Origin of the sequence: Shewanella sp. Pdp11 (assembly GCF_002838165.1) — a bacterium.
In the GTDB taxonomy this organism is placed as follows: Bacteria; Pseudomonadota; Gammaproteobacteria; order Enterobacterales; family Shewanellaceae; genus Shewanella; species Shewanella hafniensis.
In genome coordinates, this window is record NZ_CP015194.1 from 299,899 (window position 1) to 324,769 (window position 24,871).

Below are 24,871 nucleotides of genomic sequence, written 5' to 3' on the forward strand. Positions count from 1 at the left end.
GGTTCAACTTTAATATGCCAAGTAATAAGACACAGTGACGACCCTTTTAAGCCGAGTCACTTTCGACCCTTCCAGTCTAAACCCCTATATGTAAGTGAGGGCGTTGCCTGAGTAAATCACTGTAAAGTTGCGGCAATAACTCTATTCTTTACTTTGGCTTACATTGCTACACAGCAATTGACATCAAAACAGGTATACTCAGCCAAAGCGCTAAAAGTGCCTGTGTAAACGGGCACGCAAGGCCACATTACAGAGATTAAGGAACAGTATGAGTCGAATATTATTAATCGATGACGATCTGGGTTTATCTGAGCTACTAGGGCAACTGCTCGAGTTAGAAGGGTTTCAATTGACCTTGGCTTACGATGGTAAACAGGGTTTAGATCTGGCACTAAATGCGGATTACGATCTAATCTTACTCGATGTCATGCTACCTAAATTGAACGGTTTTGAAGTACTGCGTGCACTGCGTCAACACAAGCAAACGCCAGTATTAATGCTGACCGCTCGCGGCGATGAAATCGATCGCGTTGTTGGGCTTGAAATTGGCGCCGATGATTATCTGCCAAAGCCGTTTAATGACAGAGAGTTAATCGCCCGTATCCGCGCCATTATTCGTCGTTCGAACTTAACAACCCAAGAAATCCATGCCGCGCCAGCCCAAGAGTTTGGCGATCTGCGCTTAGATCCATCGCGCCAAGAAGCTTACTGTAATGAGCAATTAATCATACTCACAGGCACAGAATTCACTCTGCTGCACACCCTTGCGCTGCACGCGGGAGAGTTGATGAATAAGGAAGAGTTAAACGAGAAAGTACTCGGCAAAAAACTCATGCCCTTCGATCGCAGCTTAGACATGCATTTATCGAATCTACGTAAAAAACTCCCCGAGCGTAGCGATGGTCGGCCAAGGGTGAAAACCATCCGTGGCAAAGGTTATATTTGGCTCCCTTAATGGCGGTATCGACTGTGCCTAATCGTTTATTTATCAAATTATTGCTCGGATTCTGGCTCTGCAGCTCGCTGATCATTGCCTTGGTCGGTCTGCTGCCCTTGCTGCAACAGAGTCACGATCGTGCGCCGCTGCCACCTCACCTTGAAAAAGTCCTATCGACTATAGCTAAGCGCATTCAAGAAAACCCCGCCTTACTGGAATCCGATTTTCTTCGGCGCTGGGAAAGACACAGAGACATGGAAGGTAAACCTCTACGGGTCTATCTTGTCAACAGCCAAGGCCAAGTTATCAACACCCACAGGGTGAGTCGCGGTGTGCGCAGCTTTATGCTGATGGCAGATGAAGAAAAACAACCGATTAGCCATCAGTTTAAAGATGAGCTGGTGTTTGGTCCCTATCAATTTAATCTGGGCGCTGAAACCTATTCACTTTATGGCCGCCTACCAGATAACCATCCACGGCCTTGGTTTTTCTTCTTCGCCGAAAATAAGTTATTAACCTTAAGCCTAGCGATTTTCCTTTCGGGATTATTATGTGGCTTGCTCGCGTGGCATTTAGGTAAGGCATTAAACTCACTTAAAAAGAGTGCTAATGCCCTCGCAGAGGGTGACCTAAGTCACCGAGTCGATAAGTCCACCACTCAGCGCAACGATGAAATTGGTCAGCTCGCCACGGCTTTTAACAGCATGGCCGACTCCATCGAAGCTATGGTTAATAATCAGCAGCGGCTCATGGGGGATATTTCCCATGAACTACGCACCCCATTGACGCGACTGCAATTATCCCTTGCCCTCGCCCGTAAAAAAGGTCAGCAGACCACCGAAACGGAACGCATAGGTTATGAAGCTGAGCAACTCGAAAAGCTTATCAGTGAATTGTTAGAGCTCTCGCGGGTCAAGCTCAGTACTAACGAAACCAAAGTACATTTAGGCTTGGCCGAATCCCTGAGCCAAGTTTTAGACGATGCGGAATTTGAAGCAGAACAGCAAGGTAAAAGCATTACTATCGATATCGATGAAGAAATTGAGTTAGCGCATTTTCCTAAATCACTTTCCCGCGCGATTGAAAATCTGCTGCGTAATGCAATTCGCTATGCCGCAAGCGACATTCAGTTACAGGCGAGTGCAACAGCTGATCAAGTAAAAATCACGATAAAAGACGATGGACCAGGCATAGATGCCGCCGAACTCGATGCCATTTTCAAACCCTTCTATCGCCCAGACTCTGCACGGCAAAGAGAAAGCGGTGGCTGGGGACTTGGGCTGGCAATCACCGAAGCGGCGATCACCGCCCACAAGGGTAAGATTAAAGCCGAGAACCGTATCCCAACCGGACTTGAAGTGACGATCACGCTGCCGAGGTAGTAGCTTGACCATGTAGCTGTAATAGCCAATCGGTAAATTTTTGTTTGGTGGGAATTCGCTTATCCGAATGTCCCATCAGCTGACCCATCGCATAGCTAAATTGATAATAGGTCTTCACATCATCGCATTGTTTGCTGCCATCATCGCTGTTGATCATCGTACCGCGAATATAATTTTTGAGTAATTCATAACGATCAAACCCGGGGCGATCGCCAACGGATAAAATTATGTTTTTATTCCATTTTTTATATTGATCCAGCAAATCATTAAATCGATTACGATAAACCTCCGAGGCTTGCTGCAACAACTCTTGATTAGGCATTACGCGTTCTATCACGAAACGCTTATGGGCTAAAACATCATGTAGGCGCTGGCAATGATGAAACAGATCACACTCAAAAGGATCACTATATTGCTGCCGATCCTGCTTCGCCGAAATCAACCAATCCTGATATTGAGCACAAGCTACAGCGACCACTAGATCAGCCTCTGTTGTAAAATGATTATAGATGGTTCCTTTGGAAATTTGACTCGCAGCAACAAGATGAGAACGGTACAAATCAAAACTTTGATGCCCCCTAAGGCATCGCTGCGCAACCTCAACAAGATAATCCGTTCTTTGTTCCCAGCTACTCATAGCTACCCCGTCACATTTCAATAAACAAAAACATTGCAACCTCACAATCAAACGATAACAGGGTTTGTGACCAGTCGATATTGAGTAATACTGATACCACTATGAGCAAACTCAATACCCCATGTTAAAAATCGAATTACTCGAAAGTTTTATCGCTGTTGCAGAATGCGGCAATTTATCTAAAGCTGCCGATCAGATCTGTCGAACGCAATCGACATTAAGCTTGCAGATAAAAAAACTGGAAGAGAGTGTCGGACAGCCTCTATTGCTGCGCGACAATAAAGGGGTAACGCTCACCGATTCGGGTAAGACACTACTTAACTACGCATACAAAATGATGCAGCTCAACTCCCAAGCGCTAGATGATCTTAAAGATTGCCAAAACCGAGAGATAATCCGCCTTGGGGTGCCGACCGATTATATTAAGCGCTACCTCAGTAGCTGCTTATTGGAATTTATACGAGAGTTCACCTGTATAGAGTTGGTAATAGATACCGATGTCAGTGGTAATCTATTTAAACGCCTCCACCAAGGGGAATTTGACTTAATTGTAGCCACTCACTGGCTGCCACCTGCCCATGGTGAACTGCTGTTTGAGCGCAAGTTTCACTGGGTCGCAGCTAAAGCGGGCAATGCCCACAAGCGCGAAACGATTCCGATGGCACTGTACCCAGAAAATTGTCCTATACGTGCACAGGTATTTGCGAATCATCAGCTCACGATGCGGCCGATAAATGTATTGTTATCGACGCCATCGCCACAGGCCTTATGTATGGCGGTAGAAAACGATCTCGCAATTGCGCCCATTGCCGAGTTTCGCATTGATAACAATATGCAGATATTAGATCCTGTCGAGCACCATCTGCCTGTGCTACCAGTATTTAACGAGGCCCTGTATCTCAATCCCAACACGCAAACTGACGCTACCCAGCAGTTAATCACACTAATCAAAGCCAACGTCGAAAATCTAGCAGAAGCCAACGACAACTAGCCCTTGCGTAAGAGACGATGAAGTGCCGCTATCGGGCACTTCGGCTTACTTAAACGACTGTTGCGGAAGGCGTTGCATTTTATAGTAAACCCCATTCCTGAGGTGGAGGTGAAAATCGAAGATAGGCCCATTTCTCAATGGGCCTAGAGGTGGAGATTACTCTTGGTGCTTATCAAACTTAAATGTATGGCAGTTGCTGCATAATGGCTTTTTAGCTTTATGTTCACCATGACACTCTTGGCAAGGTAAGTCTTTGCCATAGTGAAGGTTATTATGTGGATTCTGCCACTTATCCTCTTCACTACGAGCCGTTTTCTTGGCTAAATCGTCCACATCATGGCACTGTAAACAGGCTTGATCCGACGGGAACTGTTTGATGCCATTGTCGTGACATACCTTACAATCTTTGCCAATGACTTCTTTATGCCAAGGGCGTTGCTCAACGGCTTGAGCAGATAGACTCACCAAGCCAACTAAGACCAGCGCGAGTACAATATTTAGCATTTTCATTATTGATTCCTCTTATTTACTGGCCACTTAGGCTTGCATCATGCTACGGGCGGCAGTCATACCCATCACCATACATTCTGGAATTGAGCAGCTACCCAAACGGCTAACGCCGTGAATACCGCCGCAGACTTCGCCTGCAGCATACAAACCAGGGATAGGCTGACCTGTAAGGCTATCTTTCACTTCCGCCTTAGTATTGACCTGCACACCACCTTGGCAGTAATGCACTTTTGGCCATAAACGAACTACGGTAAATGGCGCTTCAATATATTTATCCTTGGCTTTTGTCATGTTCTTGCTAAATTGCTTATCAACACCCGTTTTGACATAGCTGTTGTATTCTTCAATCTGCGCTTTTAATGACTCGAGTGGTACGCCAAAGTGTTTCGCTAATTCCTCAACAGTGTCGAACTTCCAACCCACGTTATATTTAAGTACTTTGGCAGTATTAGGATGCTGCTTAGAGTCTTTAAAGTTCGTAATTAAAATGGGAGGAAGCGGTTCACCTTTAGCATCACGACATGCCAACTCAGCATCCGCACGCGTTTTCCGGTCCGCAATCTCATCCATAAAGCGTTTACCTGTCATACAGTTAATGGCAATTGAATGAGGAAAGTTAAAAATCGAATAATTAGATACATAGCCAAAGCCGCCTTCATCGGGCGAAGCCCATGGTCCAGATTGGATATGGGCAAGATGGACAGGTACAGCCCCTAAACGGAACATTTCCAACATGCCCTCACCGGTAGCGCCAGGCGCATTGGTACAACCTACTTCAGAGGTCAGTGTCGGATCTTGTGCCATACGAAAATCGATATTTTGAGCAAACCCTCCAGTCGCCATAATCACGCCACGTTTTGTGCGAATATTTAGCACTTTTCCAGGCTGATCCTCACCAAAGTGATAGTTTTCACGCATTTTCACGCCGACAACATTACCCTTATCACCCAATAAAAAGCCTTCGAACTTAGCGCGGTTATGGGTCTTTACACCCAATCGGCGGCACTCTTTTAAGAGTGGTTGCGTAATACCGGCACCACAACTCACGCTCGTTTGGTAAGTTCGAGCAACAGAATGACCACCTAATTGCTGCAAATATGGATGAAATTCAGCTCCAGCATCCAACGTCATTTGCAGCGCCTCTACAGCATGTGAAGCCACATGCCGTAATAAGCTCTCGTCAGCAATACCGCGGCCAGAGGCAATTTGATCCGCAACCATTTTTTCAACTGAATCTTCCACTCCCTCTTTTTTCTGCATTGGTGTGCCTGGGGCTGCGAATAAACCCCTATTGATTGCAGAATTACCACCGAAGTAAGACATTTTCTCGAAAATGTGTACATCTTTTGCGCCCTTGCGCGTTGCTTCAATTGCAGCCGCTAATCCAGCAAAACCTGAACCCACGATTAGAATTTCAATCTCTTTATCCCACTTAATACCGTCAGCTTTCTCAGAAACTGCCATCACAGGCGATACCATTGCTACGCCAGTAGCGGCACCTAAACCTTTGATGAAATTACGGCGTCCTAGCAGATTTGCATTACTCATCTGTCATCACCTTTGTTGTTTTAATAGACATAAACATCATAACGATGGAATGCATTCCAAAACGTGAGTGCATCAAGAGTTGCCTCCGCTACAAATAAACAACATGGCAGAAACATTAACCAACTTCAGTTTTGTCTAAAAAAATGACTTAAACTGCATTATGGAAACCATTCCAAATGGTGAATTCAAAACAGAGTGAAAACTAAATAGACATAAATCCGCTTTATGATTGGAATACGAAAATGGCGACACATTAGTGTTGCCATTTATTTAAAGTAGAGAGATTCGTTAAATCTAACTTTAACGAAATAGTATTAGATTACAGCTTGACCAATACACGTCCTGTGACTTGACCTTGGATAATTTTATTCGAGAAATCAGGCACCTCTGCCAATGAAATCTGCTGGCAAGCTTGCTGATAGAAATGTGCAGGCAGTGCTTTAATCACAGCTTCCCACGCCGCTTTTCGTTTCTCAAATGGACAAGAAACAGAATCGATTCCCAGCAAACTCACTCCCCGTAAAATAAATGGCATTACGGTTGTGGGTAATGCAAAACCGCCCGCTAAACCACAAATAGCGGCGGCGCCACCGTATTGCATTTGCGCTAATGCTTTGGCGAGGATCTTGTTGCCAACGGTATCGACCACACCCGCCCAGCGCTGCGCCTCAAGTGGCTTAGCATCCTGTTCAAGCTCACTGCGATCAATCACTTCAGCGGCGCCAAGCTCCTTCAATAAAGGTGCATTTTGCTCGACCCGACCACTGCAGGCAACCACGCGATAGCCAGCATTGGCGAGCAAAGTCACCGCCACGGACCCCACACCACCACTGGCACCTGTGACCAGAATATCCCCGCTTTGCGGTGTTACCCCAGCTTGCTGCAGCGCTTGCACGCACAACATAGCCGTAAGCCCAGCCGTGCCAATCATCATGGCTTTAGCGGCATCACAGTCTTGCGGCATAGGCACCAGCCAGTCGGCTTTAACGCGCGCTTTTTGCGCCATACCACCCCAGTGATTTTCACCCACGCCCCAGCCTGTCAAAATCACCTGATCGCCAACTTGGTATCTCGCATCAGTCGATTCGCGCACGACCCCAGCAAAATCGATGCCCGGCACCATAGGAAACTGGCGAATGATTTTGCCTGCACCCGTCACAGCTAAACCATCTTTATAATTCAGCGAGGAATAGTCGACCTCAACTAAGACTTCCCCTTCTGGTAAATCGGCTTCTGTAATCTGTGAAACTTGAGCAAACGTGCGTTTATCTTCTTGTGTCAGTAGTAAGGCATCAAACATAACTTGCTCTCCGAAGGCCATGCACATCGCATTAAACGATATCCAAAAAGTTACCATAAAAGGCATCGACGCCATTAACAAGCAGACTTATTGCTAATAGTAAACGCTGAGATCTAAATAGATTAAAGATAAAGGCCCAGAGTGATCGAGCGCAAAAGATGGCAAAAAATGATGTCTTTATGGCTTTAAACTCGCCTGTTGCAAAGCGCCACTTTGACCCCAGTAGCGGGCAAACTCAGCCAAAGTCATTCCGGCATTATTCGTTAGGTTCGCATCACATTCTTTCGCGTATAGCCGCTTTACGATATTGAATTCGGCCTTAATCACAGCGCCCATGACTGCCGTATTACCACGCTTATCTTGCAAACAAGCATTAGCACCATGCTCAAGTAATATATCTGTTGCAGCCCCTTGGCCGTTATAAGCCGCCACCATTAGCGCGGTATAGGTTTGACTATTTCTCTGGTCAATAGGGAAGCCCGCATCGAGAAAATGCTCAAGCACTGTGATATCGCCAGTACGCGCGGCAGCAAAAAAATAGTCCACCAGCACTTGCACTTGTGCAGCATCGGGCTCGTCCGCTTGGCTGACAGTTGCGGATGCCTGAGCCGAACCTGCGCCCATCACGACCGACATACTCAGTGCCGCAATCATCAATAATAAGATCGTAATATTGTGTTTCATCAATAACTCCCGCGCAGCAAAAATAGAGATTTCAACAATAAGAGGTGACGAAATGCCCGCAAGACGCCCTCTTAAACTGGGCAGAAAAGAGCTTGATTACGCCTTGCGGGACTTACTGGGTTTGAGCGGTTTAACGCGAACATCTGCACCAAATCGCTCTAAAATGATGCGTTAAATTGAACGCTGTTTAACGTCGGCCAAATCACCTTTTACGGCCTTGGTTAAGCGCTCACCAAACTCTGGATCTGCACGATAAAAGTGACTCAGCATTTGATGCTTCACCTTGATATCGTTCACTTTGCCTAAGTCACCGGCCAAGTTAGTGATCAAATCGGCTCTATCTTGCTTGCTCAGGCTGCGGTAAAAAACGCCTGCTTGGCTAAAGTTATCCTGCTTGCTAATAGCCGTTTGTTGCACTGTGCCATTGAGCGCAGTCGTTACCGCACGATAACGATTATCTTCGGCCAAGGCTAAATGTACGCTCGGTTGATAATTCACATCGGACTGGGTATGCCCCATATTGCCCGCGCCTTCTTGGTTGTGGTTTGCCACCGCCACTAAGGGTTTATTAATCGGCAATTGCGACAAATTCGCGCCGAGTCGATACAGCTGAGTATCGGCGTAGGAGAACATACGACCTTGCAATAATCTGTCTTCCGAAGGCTCAATCCCAGGGATCAAATTCGATGGCGCAAATGCCGCTTGCTCAGTTTCTTGAAAGAAGTTTGCTGACATGCGATTAAGCGTCATAGTACCGACTTTTTGTTCAGGCACATTTGGCCATACCTTAGTGGCATCTAACGGGTTGTAATCAAAGTTATTCAGCTCACTTGGGTCGAGCAATTGGACGTATAAATCCCATTTTGGGAAATTACCTTTATTGATCTCGCCATAGAGATCATCGGTCAAATGATTAAAGTTTTGACCTTGTACCTTAACCACTTCATCAGGGCGTAAGCCTTTTACACCTTGCTGACTCTTCCAGTGAAACTTAACGTATTTCACTTGCTTGTCTTGGTTAATAAACTTGTAAGCATGCACGCCCCAACCGTCCATTTCACGATAACTGGCAGGTACACCTAAGTTACTGTAAACCTGAGTCAACATATGGGTCGAGCCCGCTTCGTGGCTAAAAAAATCGAAAAAACGATTCGGATCTTGCATATTGGTCACAGGCGATGGTTTGAGTGAATGCACCATGTCTGGAAACTTGATCGCATCGCGAATAAAGAATATGGGTAAGTTATTACCCACTAAGTCCCAGTTACCTTGGTCCGAATAAAATTTGGTCGCAAATCCACGGGGGTCGCGCAGCGTTTCTGGCGAACCTTTCGAGTGGATAACAGTAGAAAAACGCACAAACACAGGCGTGACTTTGCCTTTCTGTGCAAAGGGTGCCGCTTGGGTTAGGTTGCTAAAATCGCCACTTGATACAAACTCACCATGGACACCTGTGCCTCTGGCATGAACAACCCGCTCAGGAATACGTTCACGGGCAAAGCGTTGTAGCTTCTGGATAAGCTGCACATCTTGCAATAACACGCTGCCATTACTGCCCGCTGTGGTCGAGTTTTGGTTATCACCCACAGGGGCGCCATTGTCACGTGTCAGGGTATTTGTTGGTAAAGTTTGAGCCTGTACATTTAATGCCAGACCCATAGAAATAATTAAAAGGCTTTTAGTCAGATGCATAACAGTTCCTCTCTATGCATAACGCCAAGCTCTTTTCTGCCTGCCCGCAGTATAGTTCTGAATTTATAATTAAAAGAAAGGATCTTTATCGATTATATGAATCAATAAAACCTATTAGGCATGAATAAGCTACAATCAAGACCTCATTTTACCTGACTCCGAAATCTGAGTTTATGGCACAGTTTTAGTCCATTGCGAGTTGATTAGTCATGGGCGTGATAAGCGAGCTTTGCGTTGTTTATTACACTTACTGATAAGCGCCGCGAGCTAACATTAACCCTTAAGTCCCATCTGTTTTAATCGACGATACAAGGCATTACGGCTGATCCCCAAACGCTTGGCGCATTGGCTCACATTGCCATTACAGGCTTGGTGTGCCTGTAGCACATTGCTATAAATCGCCTCGTGGAGAGAATCCGATTGCACCGCAGTGGTAGTTGGCAGCGTCGCAGTGTTGCCACGCGTAACTTTGCCACTTACAACTTTGCCAGCCAGCGGATGTGATGCCGAATGTTGACCGGTTTTAGCCTCTTCACCTAACGGCTGCTCTTCATTTAACAGCTGTGTGTTTAACGGATCCACTGTTAACGGCCCTGCCGCTAATTTTTGTGCAAGATAATCGGGTAAATGCTGCCAAGTTAGGGTGTCATCTCCTTCAGCCATCAAGCAAGCGACTTGCATAAGATTATCCAGCTCACGCAAGTTGCCCGGCCAGTCGTGTTGCACCAGTAGCCCTAACAGTTCAGGGCAGATCGCCTGCGGCGCAATGCGATGTTTACGATGCAATTTATGGATAATGCGCTCGATATCCTGCCGCTCGCGCAGTGCAGGTAACCGCACTTGCAAGCCATTTAACCGATAGAATAAATCCTGCCGAAACAGCCCCTGCGCCACTTGTTGCTCTAAATCCATATGGGTCGCGGCAATGATTTGGATATCGACTTTAAAACTTTGATTACTGCCAACGGGCACCACTTCGCGCTCCTGCAATACCCTGAGTAAACGACTCTGTGCCGCCAGCGGCATTTCACCTATTTCATCTAAAAACAAAAAACCGCCGTGGGCTTGGCGAATTTTGCCGATAAATCCAGTGCGGTTTGCCCCAGTAAACGCGCCCGCCTGATAACCAAAGAGTTCAGATTCGACTAACTCTGCAGGCAATGCCGCACAGTTCACCGCCACTAAGGGCTCGCTGCGCCGCACACTATGGGCGTGGAGCTTTTTAACAAACTGCTCTTTACCGACGCCGGTTTCACCGAGCACTAACAGCGGAATTTGCTTAGTGATCACCTTATTGGCATGTTGCCATGCGCGCTCAAGTTGAGGATCGTGAAACCGCACACCCAATTGATTGAGCGATTTATTGCTCATCGCCACCCGACTCTTGGCGCTGGGAATATTTAAGGATTGAGTCTGTAGATGCAAGTCTAAATGTTGATTAAAACCACCCGCACGGCTCCAATTATCGCCTAAGTACTGCTCTACGCTATCACCCACCTTAGCTTGATTAAGCAATTGTTTAGCCATGGGATTATACCCAACGATGCGGCCATCGCTATCGGCTATCACTATACCCTGCCAACCCGAACTGAGCAGATTGGGCTGCGCCGCTAAATCGATTCGATAATGGCTATCAGGCAGATGACACAAAAGCGCGGTCTCGACCTGCTGCGCCAAACTCGACACTAACATCAGCGTCTGCTGGGTGTGCCTTTGCTGCTCACTGGTGATATCTATCACCCCGAGCATTTCACCTTGAGGAGAAAATATTGGGCAAGCAGTGCAACTCATAAAACGATTCTGACGAATAAAATGCTGCTCACCCACCACAGATACCGCTTGTTTGGCGGTGAGCGCCGTCCCTATCGCATTGGTGCCCTTGTGTTGCTCAAGCCAATTCACCCCAATATCCAGAGCCACATCCGCCAGTTTTGTGGAGTAACGGCTCACGCCCCAGTGCCTGAGCACATAACCCTCAGCATCACTGAGCAAGAGTCGGCTATTAGAATGCGCCATCAACTGATTAAACAAGGGCAAGGCATGAGATTCTACTAATGCTATGAGCATTTGATATTGCTCATGTTTCTGCTTTAGTTCGCTAGCATCGAGCCTAAGTTCTTGGGGTAACTGAAACTCGGACAAGCCAGCGCCAATGCTGCGCTGCCACGAATCGGCCAACCACGCCTGTGTCGATGGTAAATGCGGTTTAACTGTCATAGCCGTGCTCCCCCGAGCTGTGTTCCGTTTCGGCACACTTGAGTGTGCCGTTCGATGACAAAGTGACCACAGGACACACCTCACTCCCTAAGTGCCCATACTGTTTCAAATCTGCAAAATTAGCTTTTCATCATACTGTTAGCACAACAAGTGTACAACTCTTGCCAGTTTGGCACCCTCCTTGCGATGCACCTTAGGTATGCAAGTCTCAAGTGTTACGTTAGAGAACACTAAGCTAATCAACAAGAAGGAATGATTCTATGATTTATGCTCAACCCGGAACCGCAGGCGCAATCGTTAACTTCAAAGAAAAATACGCCAACTTTATCGGAGGTAAATGGGTCGCCCCGGTCAATGGCAAATACTTCGACAATCGCTCACCCGTGAATGGCCAAAACTTTTGCCAAATCCCGCGATCCGATGCCCAAGATATTGAATTAGCGTTAGATGCCGCCCACGCAGCCAAAGAAGCATGGGGTAAAACCTCAGTCACCGAACGCTCAAACCTGTTACTGCGCATTGCCGATCGGGTCGAACAAAATCTCGAATATTTAGCCGTCGCCGAAACCTGGGAAAACGGTAAAGCAGTGCGTGAAACCTTAAACGCCGACTTGCCCTTATTTGTCGATCACTTCCGCTACTTTGCCGGTTGTATCCGCGCACAGGAAGGCAGCGCCGCCGATATCGACGGCAACACAGTCAGCTATCACTTCCCAGAACCGCTGGGCGTGGTCGGCCAGATCATTCCTTGGAACTTCCCACTCTTGATGGCGGCATGGAAAATCGCCCCTGCGCTGGCGGCGGGGAACTGTGTGGTACTCAAACCTGCGGAGCAGACGCCAGTCTCGATTCTGGTCTTGCTCGAACTGATTGAAGACCTATTACCTGCGGGTATTCTTAACGTAGTCAACGGCTTTGGCGCCGAGGCAGGACAAGCTCTGGCCACCAGCAAACGCATCGCTAAACTTGCGTTTACGGGCTCCACCGAAATTGGCTATCACATTTTAAAATGCGCCGCCGAATCCTTAATTCCATCGACCGTTGAGCTTGGCGGTAAATCGCCTAACGTGTTTTTTGCCGATGTAATGGACCATGAGGACGAATATTTAAATAAGGCCGTCGAAGGTATGTTGCTGGCCTTCTTTAACCAAGGTGAAGTCTGTACTTGCCCATCACGGGTACTAGTCCAAGAGTCGATTTTCGATCGCTTTATCGAAAAAGTGCTCGCCCGCGCGCAAACCATTAAGCAAGGCGATCCCTTAGATACCGACACTCAAGTGGGTGCTCAAGCCTCTAAAGAACAGTTCGATAAAATCTTAAGTTACTTGGCCATAGGTAAGGCTGAGGGCGCGCAGGTGCTACTGGGCGGCACACTTTGCCAACTCGATGGCGGCCAAAGTGAAGGCTATTACATCAGCCCGACGATTATGAAAGGCCACAATAAGATGCGTATCTTCCAAGAGGAAATCTTCGGTCCTGTCATTTCGGTCACCACCTTTAAAGATGAAGCCGAAGCCTTAGCGATCGCCAATGATACTGAGTACGGCTTAGGCGCAGGCGTGTGGACGCGGGACATGAACACGGCTCAACGCATGGGACGCGGCATTCAAGCGGGCCGCGTGTGGATTAACTGTTACCACGCCTATCCTGCCCATGCCGCCTTTGGTGGATACAAAAAATCCGGCATCGGCCGCGAAACCCATAAGATGATGCTCAACCATTATCAAAATACCAAGAATCTCTTGATAAGTTACGATGTTAATCCTTTAGGTTTCTTCTAAGGTTTTGGTGCTCAAACAAGCTGATGTGAGGAAGCTTTTATTAGGTTTTTAAACGTCTTTGCAAGCAAGCTTATAAAACTTTCCACATGAGTAATAGATATAAATGATAAACATGAAAGGGCGAATAGCCCTTTCTTTTTTACTCAATTTAATTCAAAGCTCACTCAGTTGATTTTATCAATCTGCGCTAAACGTTGGGCTAATTCAGCAAGAGAGGATGCCGTTTGCGGATCGCTTTGGGGATCAACAACCTCAACCAGCTTAAGTTTCGGCCGCGCCGTTAACCAAGAGCTGCCCGCAGTAATGACTAAATCCAGCACAAACTGACCGTAATAGTGCAGTCGCAAACGGTTATCCGCCATGGGCCAGTGTGAGTGCAGTAAGAATGAATCATACATTTGCGCCAAAGAGGTTGTCGCAATGAGCTTAAACGCTTCATCGAGCAGACTAAACTCGGTTGATTCTTCGAAGGGGCAATCGAAAGAAGTGATGACCAAATACCCTGAGGTTTTATTGGGTAAAACGCAGCGATATTGGCCTTCAATCACTAAGCCAGCAATCGAGGTATGAGTATACTGGCCATTGAAATACAAAGGCATTTTCAGTGGATTAGGCTCAAGTCCATCAGTACGTGCTGTTAGCAGTGAAAACCCCGTTATCTGCTGCATCCCCTAACCCCACTTATCTCGCCCTACTTATCTCGCCTACTTATCCGCGAAAACACACATCACGCGGCTCTTGCGGATTCAAATACTAGGACTGGCGGCTTTTCCAATAACAGCCTACTAAGATCAAGTAACCGACAAAATAAGCCACGAGATCGAGTGGGTCGAAATGGCTACCTATCACTATCCGCGCCAAGCGATTTCCACCCAAGCCTAACTTGTCGACTAAGCCCCAATACTGGCCAAACTCGATGGCAAAGGCAAACAGCAATACGGCAAGCGCCAGCCAAGGAGTTTGAAATAAGCGCTTAATGCCCTCGTCTTTACTATTGGCTACCGAATTGACTGCTAGAGGAACGACAGCCCGCACCATGCAAAACAGCAAGATCACCACCAATACATCGCCCACAAAACCACGAATAAAACCCGCAGGCGCATATAAAGCAATTAAGACTTCAGTCAAAAATAATAAAACCGCATAAATAAAAAAGGATTTACGACTCGGATTGCGACTGATGAAAGCGCGAATAACGGCGGTAGACATGGATAAGTTAATCCCTTCACTCGGTTGAGGTTGCAGAATTTACCGTAATACCAAGAGGTTAACAAGGGCACTTGAGTTGACATTTAAGACTCTCCACCCAAGCAAGCGCACCACTCAACCCCACCAATTCGATAAATGTTCGCGCCTCAAAATTTAAGCGAGGTTTAAGTTTGGGTTAAGTAGCCTACACCTAAACCCACTTAGGAGCGTCACACCATGTCATCAAACACACTGCAAACCATCAAAGTCTGGGACCTGTTGATCCGCATATTCCATTGGTCACTCGTCGGCTTTTTTACCTTAGCCTACCTCACTGAAGGCGAAGACGAGTGGATGACCATCCACAGTTACGCGGGTTATAGCATCTTAATTTTACTGGTGTTTCGCCTGATCTGGGGCGTGATGGGCACCCACAATGCGCGCTTTAGCAACTTTGTCACTCGCCCTAAAGAAGTGCTGGTGTACCTCAAAGGACTCGTCACAGGCAAAGCCAAAGACTACATAGGCCATAACCCCGCTGGGGCAATGATGATTGTGGCCTTGATTGCCAGCATAGCCATCACGGGATTCTCAGGCATGACACTGTACGCCACCGACGGACACGGCCCATTAGCCACAAGCTTTTTCGCCACTTGTCCAGAAGGCGCCATAAAAGAAGTCCATGAATTCTTTGCCAACTTCACTGTGTTCCTCGTGGTTATCCATGTTGGCGGCGTCATCGTCAGCAGTCTGTTACACAAAGAAAACTTAGTCAGAGCTATGGTCACGGGCAAGAAACAACGCCCAGTGGAACAAAAAGATTAATCCATTAGCCATTTTGCTTAGCAACAAGACATCCAGCCCAAAAGGAATGCCCTATGAACAGATTCACCAGACACACGAATAAAAGTCGCCTTGCTATCGTCGCAATTTCCACCTTGCTGCTGACTAGCCTCAGCGCTAGCGCCGCCAACAGTAAAGTGCAAAGCCTGCCGCTTAGCGCCGAGCGCATTGGCACGCAACTGCAACGCTATCAAGCCCAAGGCGCAGGACCCTTTAGCGCCGCCGCAGGACAAAAGCTTTGGCTACAGGACATGGACGGTCGCAGCTGCGCCAGTTGTCATACCGCTAAAGTCACCGACATGGGGATGCACCAAAATACCCGTAAACCCATTGACCCTATGGCGCCGTCGATTACCGCAGATCGGTTAACCGACTCAGCCAAAATTGAGAAATGGTTTACCCGTAACTGTAACTGGACCTTTAAACGCGACTGCACGCCGCAGGAAAAAGGCGATGCCTTACTCTGGTTAAGCCTGCAATAACCGCCAAATTTCGACCTTATCACTCATTCAATTAGAGCAATTAATACCTTCAACAGAAGGTAACGGCACAAAAAGGAAGATGTCATGACTAAACAAGCACACCCTATTAGTTGGTTCTTAGGTTCATCACTCACAGCCGCGGCATTAGCCATTGGCGTTATCGGTATCAGTCTAACCTTAACCGGCACAGGCTATGCAGACGATGGCCGCGAGCTCAGCCGCGCCATTCCACAAAATGCGGAATATACGGCAGAATGTGGCAGCTGCCACATGGCTTATCCCGCGAACTTACTCCCCGCCGACAAATGGCGCGCCATTACCACCAATCTTGAGAATCACTTTGGTGACAACGCCAGCCTAGATCCTCAAGTCACTGCTAGGATTGAGGAATATCTGGTTCAACATGCGGCGCAAAATGGTAAGGTGATGAAAAACAGCACGCCACTGCTTGCAGGCGCTGGGCCGCAGAAGATCACAGAACAGGCATTTTTTATTCGCAAACACGATGAGATCCCAAGGCGTATGGTGCAAGATAACCCCAAAGTCGGCTCATTCAGTCAATGCAGCAATTGTCACAACCTCGCAGAGAAGGGCATATTCGATGAAGATACCGTTAATATTCCTGGCTTTGGCCGTTGGGATGATTAGCAGTCCAAGCTGCAATGCCCACGACGATGATCTTTCAAACAAGGTGGTCGAGTGGGTTAAGGAGGGCAAGGTTTTGCCCTTCGACACCATAATGCAACGCTATGAATCACGCCTGCAGGGACGATTGCTCGATCTCGAAGTCGAGCAAAAACATGGAAGGATCATCTACGAGCTCGAAATCCTCCGTGACGATGGCATAGTGTATGAAATCAAGATTGACGCCAAAACCGGCGAGTGGCTAAAGGAAAAGGTCGACTGATGCGTTTGCTATTGATTGAAGATGATACCGATCTGGTCGCGCGCCTCATTCCCGCCCTTAACAAGGCGGGTTATACCGTCGAGCACTCCGATAACGGTATCGACGGTGCCTTTTTAGGCGAAGAAGAAAACTTCGAAGCCGTGATCCTCGATCTCGGTTTACCCGGCAAACCCGGTTTACAAGTCCTTGCCCAATGGCGACAAAAAGGCTTAGCCATGCCAGTGCTGATCCTCACCGCACGTGATGCGTGGCACGAGCGGGTCGACGGCCTCAAGGCCGGTGCGGATGATTACCTCGGTAAGCCTTTTCACATTGAAGAACTACTCGCAAGGCTCGAAGTGTTGATCCGCCGCCACTTTGGCCGCGCCGACAATGTGTTGCAACATGCGGGGGTTTCCCTCGATGTCGACAAACAAGCCGTTACCAATATCGATGGTGAAGTAATAGAACTGACTAAGATTGAATATCGGCTGCTGCATTACTTAATGGTCAATCCCAGCAAGATCGTCTCTAAGTCAGAGCTCAGTGAACGCATTTATGAAGAAGATCAAATCAAAGACAGCAATGTCATCGAAGTGTATGTCAACCGCCTGCGCCAGCGCCTAGGCAAGGATTATATCGAAACCCGCCGCGGCCAAGGTTATCGACTCAAGGAGTAAAAGGCGTGTATTCACTCAAGGGTTATCTGACGCGCAATCTGCTGATCACGCTCACCTTTGCCATGGTGCTGTTACTGTATTTTCTGTACCAAGGTATCCAAGTATTAACCCAAGACTTTGTTGCCTCGCGATTGCAACACGATGCCGATAGCCTGATCTCCGCCCTGAATCATAATCCCGATGGCACCTGGGCGCTCACCTCCGACCGTTTACCCAATGTGTACCACAGGGTTAATTCTGGGCATTATTTTGCAATTCAAATCGGCGAGCAAACTCTGCGCTCACGCTCCCTATTCGACCATAACGTAAACATGCTTAAGCTGACCGCTGGTGAACAACACCAAGCCACTGAGTTTGTCGGCAAAGAACATTGGCTGATGTTCAGTCAGGCCGTTATCAAAGATGATCAATTAGTTACCCTGTGGGTGACAGAAGACATCAGCGAGCTCGAACAAACCCAAGTGCAGTTTTTAGCCTTTGCCAGCGCAGCCGTGTTGCTCACGATTGTCATTCTATTAATAGCACAGTATCAATTACTTAAACGCGGTTTTAAACCCTTAGAGCAGATGCCAGAAGCTATACGGCAAATGCGCACCCAAGGGCAAGAAATCAATCCTGACCAAGTGCCAAGTGAGATAGTCCCACTGATCGAAGAGATAGATCGTTTAGTCAGTCAATTGGGCCAGCGAGTACAACGCTCCCGTAATGCCTTGGGTAACTTAGCCCACGAAATGAAACGTCCGTTACAAGGGCTGCAGTCCTACCTAGAAAGCCTTCCACCAGAACAGCGGAGTGAGGGCAGCAAGGTGCTCGCAAACCTGCACCACATCATCGAGAGAGAGCTTAAGCGCACTAAGATTGTTGGCCTGTCCACTCCAGGGCGTTATACCGTGCTCGATGACGATCTTGCGCCGCTAATCAAAGTAATGCAGCGCATTTACCCAGACCGCATTATTCATAGCCATTACACGAGCGGCTTAGTAATGCCATTTGATCGGGATGACTTACTCGAACTCTTAGGCAACTTGCTGGATAATGCCTGCAAGCATGGTCGCAAAAATATTGAGATCCGTATAGTGCAACAAATGCTTCCCACCGCAGGTTATGGGATCATAGTCAGTGATGATGGCGAAGGCGTCTCCGATGCCGCATTGTCGATTATCATCGAGCGCGGCATTCGGCTAGATGAAAGCATCCAAGGCCATGGCTTAGGATTATCTATCTGCAAAGATATCGTCGACAGTTATCAGGGCGAACTTAGCTTTAGCCACGCGAAACAGGGTGGACTCGAAGCCAGCGTATTTCTGCCGATCCCAAGTTAAGCGGTATACTCAGCCAAACCATGCTCAATCAAACCTGCCGCCACATCATTCAGACCAGCGAACGGACTTAATTATTCACGCCACTATGTCGCACCATTAAGCCCTTTGCATAACACAAGTCCAGAGATTTATATGAAAGTTATCGACCTAAAATCGGCCCCGCAGCACATTCCACAGCTGGCACAATGGCATCATCAAGAATGGGCACATTTAAGTTCCGCGGACACCACAGTCACCACACTCATTGAGCAGATGAGCGAGTACCTCACCGACGCCGCCATTCCTAAGATGTTTATCTGTGAAGACGCTAACCAAGTCATGGGCTCCTCCTCATTAACCGCAGCAGATATGGATACCCGAACCGACTTAAGCCCTTGGCTGGCCAATGTGTATGTTAATCCACACTATCGAAATAAAGGCTTAGGGAAATTATTAGTCAATGCCGTCGTTGATTATGCCAAAGCACTCGGATTACAAAAAATCTATTTGTTTACCGCAGACAAAGCAGAATTTTATCAAACGCTTGGTTGGTCAAAAATTTCACGGGAAGATTATATGGGCGAGATGGTCACGATAATGGAATATGAATTTAAGAAGTGAATGTTTAAGGAGAGTGAGCAAGCCCCACGACGGGCGTAGTGAAGCTGTATATGCTGGCTAAATATCTAGATGTGATATCCCATACTTAGCGACAAGCCAATGGCTTTAGCCAATTTCTATATCCACGCCGAAACGATTGGATAATTGGCGCTGCTCATGCAGAATTTCAATTCGGCGGCGAATGTCTTGGGTCAGCTTGTCTTTGAGACGCAAACCACTGGTAATGGTAGCTTTTTTGGCTTTTTTGCTCTTTATCGGTAAATCAGTTGTCGTTGCATCCGTAGGACTCTTGACGGCTTGAGATTCAATAGACATAGCTAACTCCTTTAATTAGAACCTTAAATAGGCTCTTCCAGTAAATCCCTGCTCAAAACGAACAAACAGGTCATCTTTAATGAGTCAATTCGCCATTCACTATTTAAGTAATAGATAATTTGGCGACTCATAAACTTACGATCCACATCATTCAACTAAGCCAACAAAATTAAATCACATGCTAACAGGATGAAAATGGTCGAGACGTAAGGTCGAAATGAAAAACTGAGTATTGATTGACTTCATCAGTGTAACAGAACCCTAGCGAGCCCTAAATTTCCAGCGACAAAGCGACGTAACATAGGTAAAGAAAAAAACAGGTGATAATGCAGAAAGGTTGGTAAGCTCAAGCGGCAAAGCACTGCTGCACAACAATTAGGCTGTACAACAGTACTACATCTAGCCTAGATTTACGACTTATATGGCATAGCACCGAGATAATCTTTCTTGCCAATCTCAACACCGTTGTGGCGCAAAATCGCGTAGGCTGTTGTTACATGGAAGTAAATGTTCGGAATAGCGTGCTCAATGGCAAACTCATAACCGGTAAGATATTTTCCTTCCCAGCGTGGTTGTGAGACATGGATCGTGGCAGCATTAGCAAAATCATCCGCTTTGAACGTTGCTAAGTAAGCTAACACTGAGCTAATACGAGCTTGTAACTCAGCTAACGTCGTTTCGCTATCATCGTGCTTTGGCACTGTATCTAAGTTATCGGTCAAGCGTGCCACGCCAATTTTGGCAGTATCACAGGCAATTTGAACTTGGCGAATAAGGTTAAATTGATCCGGCGCTAAACGTGAGTTTAATAGCACCGCCATATCGACTTTCTTGAGGTTTGCGAAGCATTCGCCCTTTTCAAGAATAACGCTTAAATTTTTCAGCATCTTGCTAAATTGTACAACCGTTAAATCATAAAGCATGGCATTGACCTCAGTGATGGACGCTACAAAACTGCAGCACTTAAGACTATCTTGGGGCAAATTACTCAATTTCAATCATTCTTGGAATTTAAGTATCTGCTTAATAATAAATACTTCAATATAAACGATATTAAGTCAATTAGGACAAGAAAAAGATAGACGTTACCAGTAGGGATAGAGCGTCAGCTACAAGCCAAGAGATTAAAATTATCTCGGACTGATCCGAATAACAATAACGTACACTCGTAGGAATTGGGATGGCTGGGTATGACGATAACCACTTGAGTGATAGCATCACTGGGAGAAAATATCCACGACACCATAACGAAAAAAGCCTCATCTTTCGATGAGGCTTATCTCTTAATGTTGGCGGAGCGGACGGGACTCGAACCCGCGACCCCCGGCGTGACAGGCCGGTATTCTAACCAACTGAACTACCGCTCCTTTAACTTAACGTTTGCACATTAAGCTAAATTAGGCGCTTGGCGATGACCTACTCTCACATGGGGAGACCCCACACTACCATCGGCGCGTTTGCGTTTCACTTCTGAGTTCGGGATGGGATCAGGTGGTTCCACAAGGCTATTGTCACCAAGCAAATTCTGTTTATTACCGTGTCCATCTCTGGCTCACGCTAATAATAATTCGGAAAGCTGATTTGCTTTGAGTCATTCACTTTATCAAGTATCTCTATTCTGTCTAAGTTCGCTTAGCAAAACCCATCTGGGTTGTATGGTTAAGCCTCTCGAGTCATTAGTACATGTTAGCTCAACGCCTCACAACGCTTACACACCATGCCTATCAACGTCCTAGTCTCGAACGGCTCTTTAGAGGAATTAAATTCCTAGGGATGACTCATCTTAGGGCTCGCTTCCCGCTTAGATGCTTTCAGCGGTTATCGATTCCGAACGTAGCTACCGGGCAATGCCATTGGCATGACAACCCGAACACCAGCGGTTCGTCCACTCCGGTCCTCTCGTACTAGGAGCAGCTCCCTTCAATCATCCAACGCCCACGGCAGATAGGGACCGAACTGTCTCACGACGTTCTGAACCCAGCTCGCGTACCACTTTAAATGGCGAACAGCCATACCCTTGGGACCGACTTCAGCCCCAGGATGTGATGAGCCGACATCGAGGTGCCAAACACCGCCGTCGATATGAACTCTTGGGCGGTATCAGCCTGTTATCCCCGGAGTACCTTTTATCCGTTGAGCGATGGCCCTTCCATTCAGAACCACCGGATCACTATGACCTACTTTCGTACCTGCTCGACGTGTATGTCTCGCAGTTAAGCTGGCTTATGCCATTGCACTAACCGTACGATGTCCGACCGTACTTAGCCAACCTTCGTGCTCCTCCGTTACTCTTTGGGAGGAGACCGCCCCAGTCAAACTACCCACCAGGCACTGTCCCTAATCCCGATAAGGGACCTAGGTTAGAACATCAAAACTACAAGGGTGGTATTTCAAGGACGACTCCATCATGACTAGCGTCACAACTTCAAAGTCTCCCACCTATCCTACACATGTAGGTTCAATGTTCAGTGCCAAGCTATAGTAAAGGTTCACGGGGTCTTTCCGTCTAGCCGCGGGTATACGGCATCTTCACCGCAATTTCAACTTCACTGAGTCTCGGCTGGAGACAGCGTGGCCATCATTACGCCATTCGTGCAGGTCGGAACTTACCCGACAAGGAATTTCGCTACCTTAGGACCGTTATAGTTACGGCCGCCGTTTACCGGGGCTTCGATCATGAGCTTCTCTTGCGATAACCCAATCAATTAACCTTCCGGCACCGGGCAGGCGTCACACCGTATACTTCCTCTTGCGAGTTTGCACAGTGCTGTGTTTTTGATAAACAGTTGCAGCCACCTGGTATCTGCGACTCCCGTCAGCTTAGAGAGCAAGTCTCATCACCAACAGGAGCGTACCTTCTCCCGAAGTTACGGTACCATTTTGCCTAGTTCCTTCAGCCGAGTTCTCTCAAGCGCCTTGGTATTCTCTACCCGACCACCTGTGTCGGTTTGGGGTACGATTCCCGCTAACCTGAAGCTTAGAAGATTTTCCTGGAAGCATGGCATCAACTACTTCAGTCCCTTAGGACCTCGTCATCAGCTCTCAGTGTGTACATCAAAGTACGTGTCCCCGGATTTGCCTAAGAACACCACCTACCACCTTAAACGCGGACTACCAACGCCGCGCTAGCCTAGCCTTCTCCGTCTCTCCATCGCAGTTAGCGGAAGTACAGAAATATTAATCTGTTTCCCATCGATTACGCCTTTCGGCCTCACCTTAGGGGTCGACTCACCCTGCCCCGATTAACGTTGGACAGGAACCCTTGGTCTTTCGGCGAGGGGGTTTTTCACCCCCTTTATCGTTACTCATGTCAGCATTCGCACTTCTGATACCTCCAGCGTGGGTTACCCCTTCACCTTCAACGGCTTACAGAACGCTCCTCTACCGCGCACAGTAAACTGTGCACCCGTAGCTTCGGTGACTAGCTTAGCCCCGTTACATCTTCCGCGCAGGCCGACTCGACTAGTGAGCTATTACGCTTTCTTTAAATGATGGCTGCTTCTAAGCCAACATCCTAGCTGTCTAAGCCTTCCCACATCGTTTCCCACTTAGCTAGTACTTTGGGACCTTAGCTGACGGTCTGGGTTGTTTCCCTTTTGACGACGGACGTTAGCACCCGCCGTCTGTCTCCCGAGTAGTACTCATTGGTATTCGGAGTTTGCAAAGGGTTGGTAAGTCGGGATGACCCCCTAGCCTTAACAGTGCTCTACCCCCAATGGTATTCGCTCGAGGCGCTACCTAAATAGCTTTCGAGGAGAACCAGATATCTCCCGGTTTGATTGGCCTTTCACCCCCAGCCACAAGTCATCCGCTAATTTTTCAACATTAGTCGGTTCGGTCCTCCAGTTGATGTTACTCAACCTTCAACCTGCCCATGGCTAGATCACCGGGTTTCGGGTCTACACCTTGCAACTAAACGCGCAGTTAACACTCGGTTTCCCTACGGCTCCGCTATTCGCTTAACCTCGCTACAAAATGTAAGTCGCTGACCCATTATACAAAAGGTACGCAGTCACGGTCTCAAGAACCGCTCCCACTGCTTGTACGTATACGGTTTCAGGTTCTATTTCACTCCCCTCACAGGGGTTCTTTTCGCCTTTCCCTCACGGTACTGGTTCACTATCGGTCAGTCAGGAGTATTTAGCCTTGGAGGATGGTCCCCCCATATTCAAACAGGATGTCACGTGTCCCGCCTTACTCGTTTTCATCAATGGTTAGTTTTCATGTACGGGGCTATCACCCTGTGCCGCTGTGCTTTCCAACACATTCCACTAACACCCCACTGACTTAAGGGCTAATCCCCGTTCGCTCGCCGCTACTAGGGGAATCTCGGTTGATTTCTTTTCCTAAGGGTACTTAGATGTTTCAGTTCCCCTCGTTCGCCTCGCAACACTATGTATTCATGTTGCGATAACCGCTTATGCGGCTGGGTTCCCCCATTCGGACATCGTTAGCTCAAATGCTTGTTACTAGCTCGCCAACGCTTTTCGCAAGTTACTACGTCCTTCATCGCCTCTGACTGCCAAGGCATCCACCGTATACGCTTAGTCGCTTAACCATACAACCCAAATGAGTTTCACTCACTTGAGTCGCATTGCGACCAGCTTGGTTTTACTTGTCTCACTTCTGACCAAAGAAGTGGACGCGCCTTAGACGTAAACTATTCAATAAAGCATAATTTACTTTTGAATATTCAAGACACTTAATAAAGTGTTTGAGAACTCATGATGCAAACGTTTCCACGTTTACATCGTTTTGTAATTAATCACATGACAGACTCATGCAATTAAATACTATCAGCTTTCCAAATTGTTAAAGAACAATGCTAACCGGCTCGCGGTGCATTCAGCTCTGACTTCTCCTAAGAGAAGCTAAA

General features: G+C 47.4%; 22 protein-coding genes, 1 tRNA gene and 2 rRNA genes. 11 read left to right on the plus strand and 14 right to left on the minus strand.

Going from position 1 to position 24,871, the window contains the following annotated elements; translation table 11 throughout:
• Window positions 1-268: 268 nt before the first annotated feature.
• Both AYJ58_RS01415 and AYJ58_RS01420 read left to right on the plus strand, forming a co-directional pair.
• Window positions 269-955 carry a response regulator gene (locus tag AYJ58_RS01415; RefSeq protein WP_106648428.1) on the plus strand — a complete coding sequence of 229 codons (687 nt, stop codon included), beginning with the start codon at window positions 269-271 and terminating at the stop codon, window positions 953-955.
• The gene (locus AYJ58_RS01420; RefSeq protein WP_198555569.1) at window positions 955-2,319 is read left to right on the plus strand and encodes an ATP-binding protein; all 1,365 of its coding nucleotides are present in this window, start codon (window positions 955-957) and stop codon (window positions 2,317-2,319) included. The genes AYJ58_RS01415 and AYJ58_RS01420 overlap by 1 nt, the downstream gene beginning before the upstream one ends.
• Here AYJ58_RS01420 and AYJ58_RS01425 read toward each other — a convergent pair.
• A complete protein-coding gene (locus AYJ58_RS01425; protein ID WP_106648429.1) occupies window positions 2,303-2,956 on the minus strand; it encodes a TetR/AcrR family transcriptional regulator in 654 nt (217 codons plus the stop codon). The genes AYJ58_RS01420 and AYJ58_RS01425 overlap by 17 nt on opposite strands.
• 121 nt (window positions 2,957-3,077) lie before the next feature.
• On the opposite strand from AYJ58_RS01425, the gene AYJ58_RS01430 reads away from it, so the two are divergent.
• Window positions 3,078-3,947, plus strand: coding sequence for a LysR family transcriptional regulator (locus AYJ58_RS01430; protein WP_106648430.1), 870 nt, complete (start codon window positions 3,078-3,080; stop codon window positions 3,945-3,947).
• 156 nt (window positions 3,948-4,103) lie between these two features.
• On the opposite strand, the gene AYJ58_RS01435 is transcribed toward AYJ58_RS01430, so the two are convergent.
• The 6 genes from AYJ58_RS01435 to AYJ58_RS01460 form a co-directional block, all read right to left on the minus strand.
• Window positions 4,104-4,457, minus strand: a complete 354-nt coding sequence (locus tag AYJ58_RS01435; RefSeq protein ID WP_006086511.1) for a cytochrome c3 family protein — start codon at window positions 4,455-4,457, stop codon at window positions 4,104-4,106.
• Between the two features lie 27 nt (window positions 4,458-4,484).
• The gene (locus AYJ58_RS01440; RefSeq protein ID WP_106648431.1) at window positions 4,485-6,005 is read right to left on the minus strand and encodes a flavocytochrome c; all 1,521 of its coding nucleotides are present in this window, start codon (window positions 6,003-6,005) and stop codon (window positions 4,485-4,487) included.
• Window positions 6,006-6,324: 319 nt separating this feature from the next.
• Window positions 6,325-7,305 (minus strand): acrylyl-CoA reductase (NADPH), encoded by a 981-nt coding sequence (gene acuI / locus AYJ58_RS01445; protein ID WP_106651722.1) that lies wholly within the window; start codon window positions 7,303-7,305, stop codon window positions 6,325-6,327.
• 177 nt (window positions 7,306-7,482) lie between these two features.
• Window positions 7,483-7,989 carry an ankyrin repeat domain-containing protein gene (locus AYJ58_RS01450; protein ID WP_106648432.1) on the minus strand — a complete coding sequence of 169 codons (507 nt, stop codon included), beginning with the start codon at window positions 7,987-7,989 and terminating at the stop codon, window positions 7,483-7,485.
• A 171-nt stretch (window positions 7,990-8,160) separates the two neighbouring features.
• Window positions 8,161-9,681, minus strand: a complete 1,521-nt coding sequence (locus AYJ58_RS01455; protein ID WP_106648433.1) for a catalase — start codon at window positions 9,679-9,681, stop codon at window positions 8,161-8,163.
• A 273-nt stretch (window positions 9,682-9,954) separates the two neighbouring features.
• Window positions 9,955-11,898 carry a sigma-54-dependent Fis family transcriptional regulator gene (locus AYJ58_RS01460; protein WP_106648434.1) on the minus strand — a complete coding sequence of 648 codons (1,944 nt, stop codon included), beginning with the start codon at window positions 11,896-11,898 and terminating at the stop codon, window positions 9,955-9,957.
• Between the two features lie 260 nt (window positions 11,899-12,158).
• On the opposite strand from AYJ58_RS01460, the gene exaC reads away from it, so the two are divergent.
• Complete coding sequence (gene exaC / locus AYJ58_RS01465) at window positions 12,159-13,679, plus strand: acetaldehyde dehydrogenase ExaC (RefSeq protein ID WP_106648435.1); 1,521 nt, start codon at window positions 12,159-12,161, stop codon at window positions 13,677-13,679.
• A 164-nt stretch (window positions 13,680-13,843) separates the two neighbouring features.
• Here exaC and AYJ58_RS01470 read toward each other — a convergent pair whose 3' ends face one another.
• Both AYJ58_RS01470 and AYJ58_RS01475 read right to left on the minus strand, forming a co-directional pair.
• Window positions 13,844-14,347 (minus strand): hypothetical protein, encoded by a 504-nt coding sequence (locus AYJ58_RS01470; RefSeq protein WP_106648436.1) that lies wholly within the window; start codon window positions 14,345-14,347, stop codon window positions 13,844-13,846.
• An 85-nt stretch (window positions 14,348-14,432) separates the two neighbouring features.
• Window positions 14,433-14,888 (minus strand): ribosomal maturation YjgA family protein, encoded by a 456-nt coding sequence (locus AYJ58_RS01475; protein WP_106648437.1) that lies wholly within the window; start codon window positions 14,886-14,888, stop codon window positions 14,433-14,435.
• Window positions 14,889-15,104: 216 nt separating this feature from the next.
• On the opposite strand from AYJ58_RS01475, the gene AYJ58_RS01480 reads away from it, so the two are divergent.
• From AYJ58_RS01480 to AYJ58_RS01510, 7 genes are all read left to right on the plus strand, one after another.
• Window positions 15,105-15,692, plus strand: coding sequence for a cytochrome b/b6 domain-containing protein (locus tag AYJ58_RS01480; protein ID WP_106648438.1), 588 nt, complete (start codon window positions 15,105-15,107; stop codon window positions 15,690-15,692).
• Window positions 15,693-15,745: 53 nt separating this feature from the next.
• Window positions 15,746-16,192: a DUF1924 domain-containing protein gene (locus AYJ58_RS01485; protein WP_106648439.1), complete on the plus strand. Its 447-nt coding sequence runs from the start codon at window positions 15,746-15,748 to the stop codon at window positions 16,190-16,192.
• An 84-nt stretch (window positions 16,193-16,276) separates the two neighbouring features.
• Window positions 16,277-16,840, plus strand: coding sequence for a diheme cytochrome c (locus tag AYJ58_RS01490; RefSeq protein WP_106648440.1), 564 nt, complete (start codon window positions 16,277-16,279; stop codon window positions 16,838-16,840).
• Complete coding sequence (locus AYJ58_RS01495; protein WP_106648441.1) at window positions 16,833-17,099, plus strand: PepSY domain-containing protein; 267 nt, start codon at window positions 16,833-16,835, stop codon at window positions 17,097-17,099. The genes AYJ58_RS01490 and AYJ58_RS01495 overlap by 8 nt, the downstream gene beginning before the upstream one ends.
• Window positions 17,099-17,758 (plus strand): winged helix-turn-helix domain-containing protein, encoded by a 660-nt coding sequence (locus AYJ58_RS01500; protein ID WP_106648442.1) that lies wholly within the window; start codon window positions 17,099-17,101, stop codon window positions 17,756-17,758. The genes AYJ58_RS01495 and AYJ58_RS01500 overlap by 1 nt, the downstream gene beginning before the upstream one ends.
• A 5-nt stretch (window positions 17,759-17,763) precedes the next feature.
• Window positions 17,764-19,080: a sensor histidine kinase gene (locus tag AYJ58_RS01505; RefSeq protein WP_106648443.1), complete on the plus strand. Its 1,317-nt coding sequence runs from the start codon at window positions 17,764-17,766 to the stop codon at window positions 19,078-19,080.
• A gap of 132 nt (window positions 19,081-19,212) precedes the next feature.
• The gene (locus AYJ58_RS01510; RefSeq protein WP_106648444.1) at window positions 19,213-19,680 is read left to right on the plus strand and encodes a GNAT family N-acetyltransferase; all 468 of its coding nucleotides are present in this window, start codon (window positions 19,213-19,215) and stop codon (window positions 19,678-19,680) included.
• 105 nt (window positions 19,681-19,785) lie between these two features.
• Here the strand turns inward: AYJ58_RS01510 and AYJ58_RS01515 are convergent, their stop codons facing one another.
• The 5 genes from AYJ58_RS01515 to AYJ58_RS01535 form a co-directional block, all read right to left on the minus strand.
• Complete coding sequence (locus AYJ58_RS01515; protein ID WP_106648445.1) at window positions 19,786-19,995, minus strand: hypothetical protein; 210 nt, start codon at window positions 19,993-19,995, stop codon at window positions 19,786-19,788.
• A gap of 410 nt (window positions 19,996-20,405) precedes the next feature.
• Window positions 20,406-20,918, minus strand: a complete 513-nt coding sequence (locus tag AYJ58_RS01520; protein WP_106648446.1) for a DUF1993 domain-containing protein — start codon at window positions 20,916-20,918, stop codon at window positions 20,406-20,408.
• 367 nt (window positions 20,919-21,285) lie between these two features.
• Window positions 21,286-21,362 (minus strand) — tRNA-Asp (locus AYJ58_RS01525).
• Between the two features lie 36 nt (window positions 21,363-21,398).
• A 5S ribosomal RNA gene (rrf, locus tag AYJ58_RS01530) occupies window positions 21,399-21,514 on the minus strand.
• Window positions 21,515-21,650: 136 nt separating this feature from the next.
• Window positions 21,651-24,553, minus strand: a 23S ribosomal RNA gene (locus AYJ58_RS01535).
• Window positions 24,554-24,871: the final 318 nt, after the last annotated feature.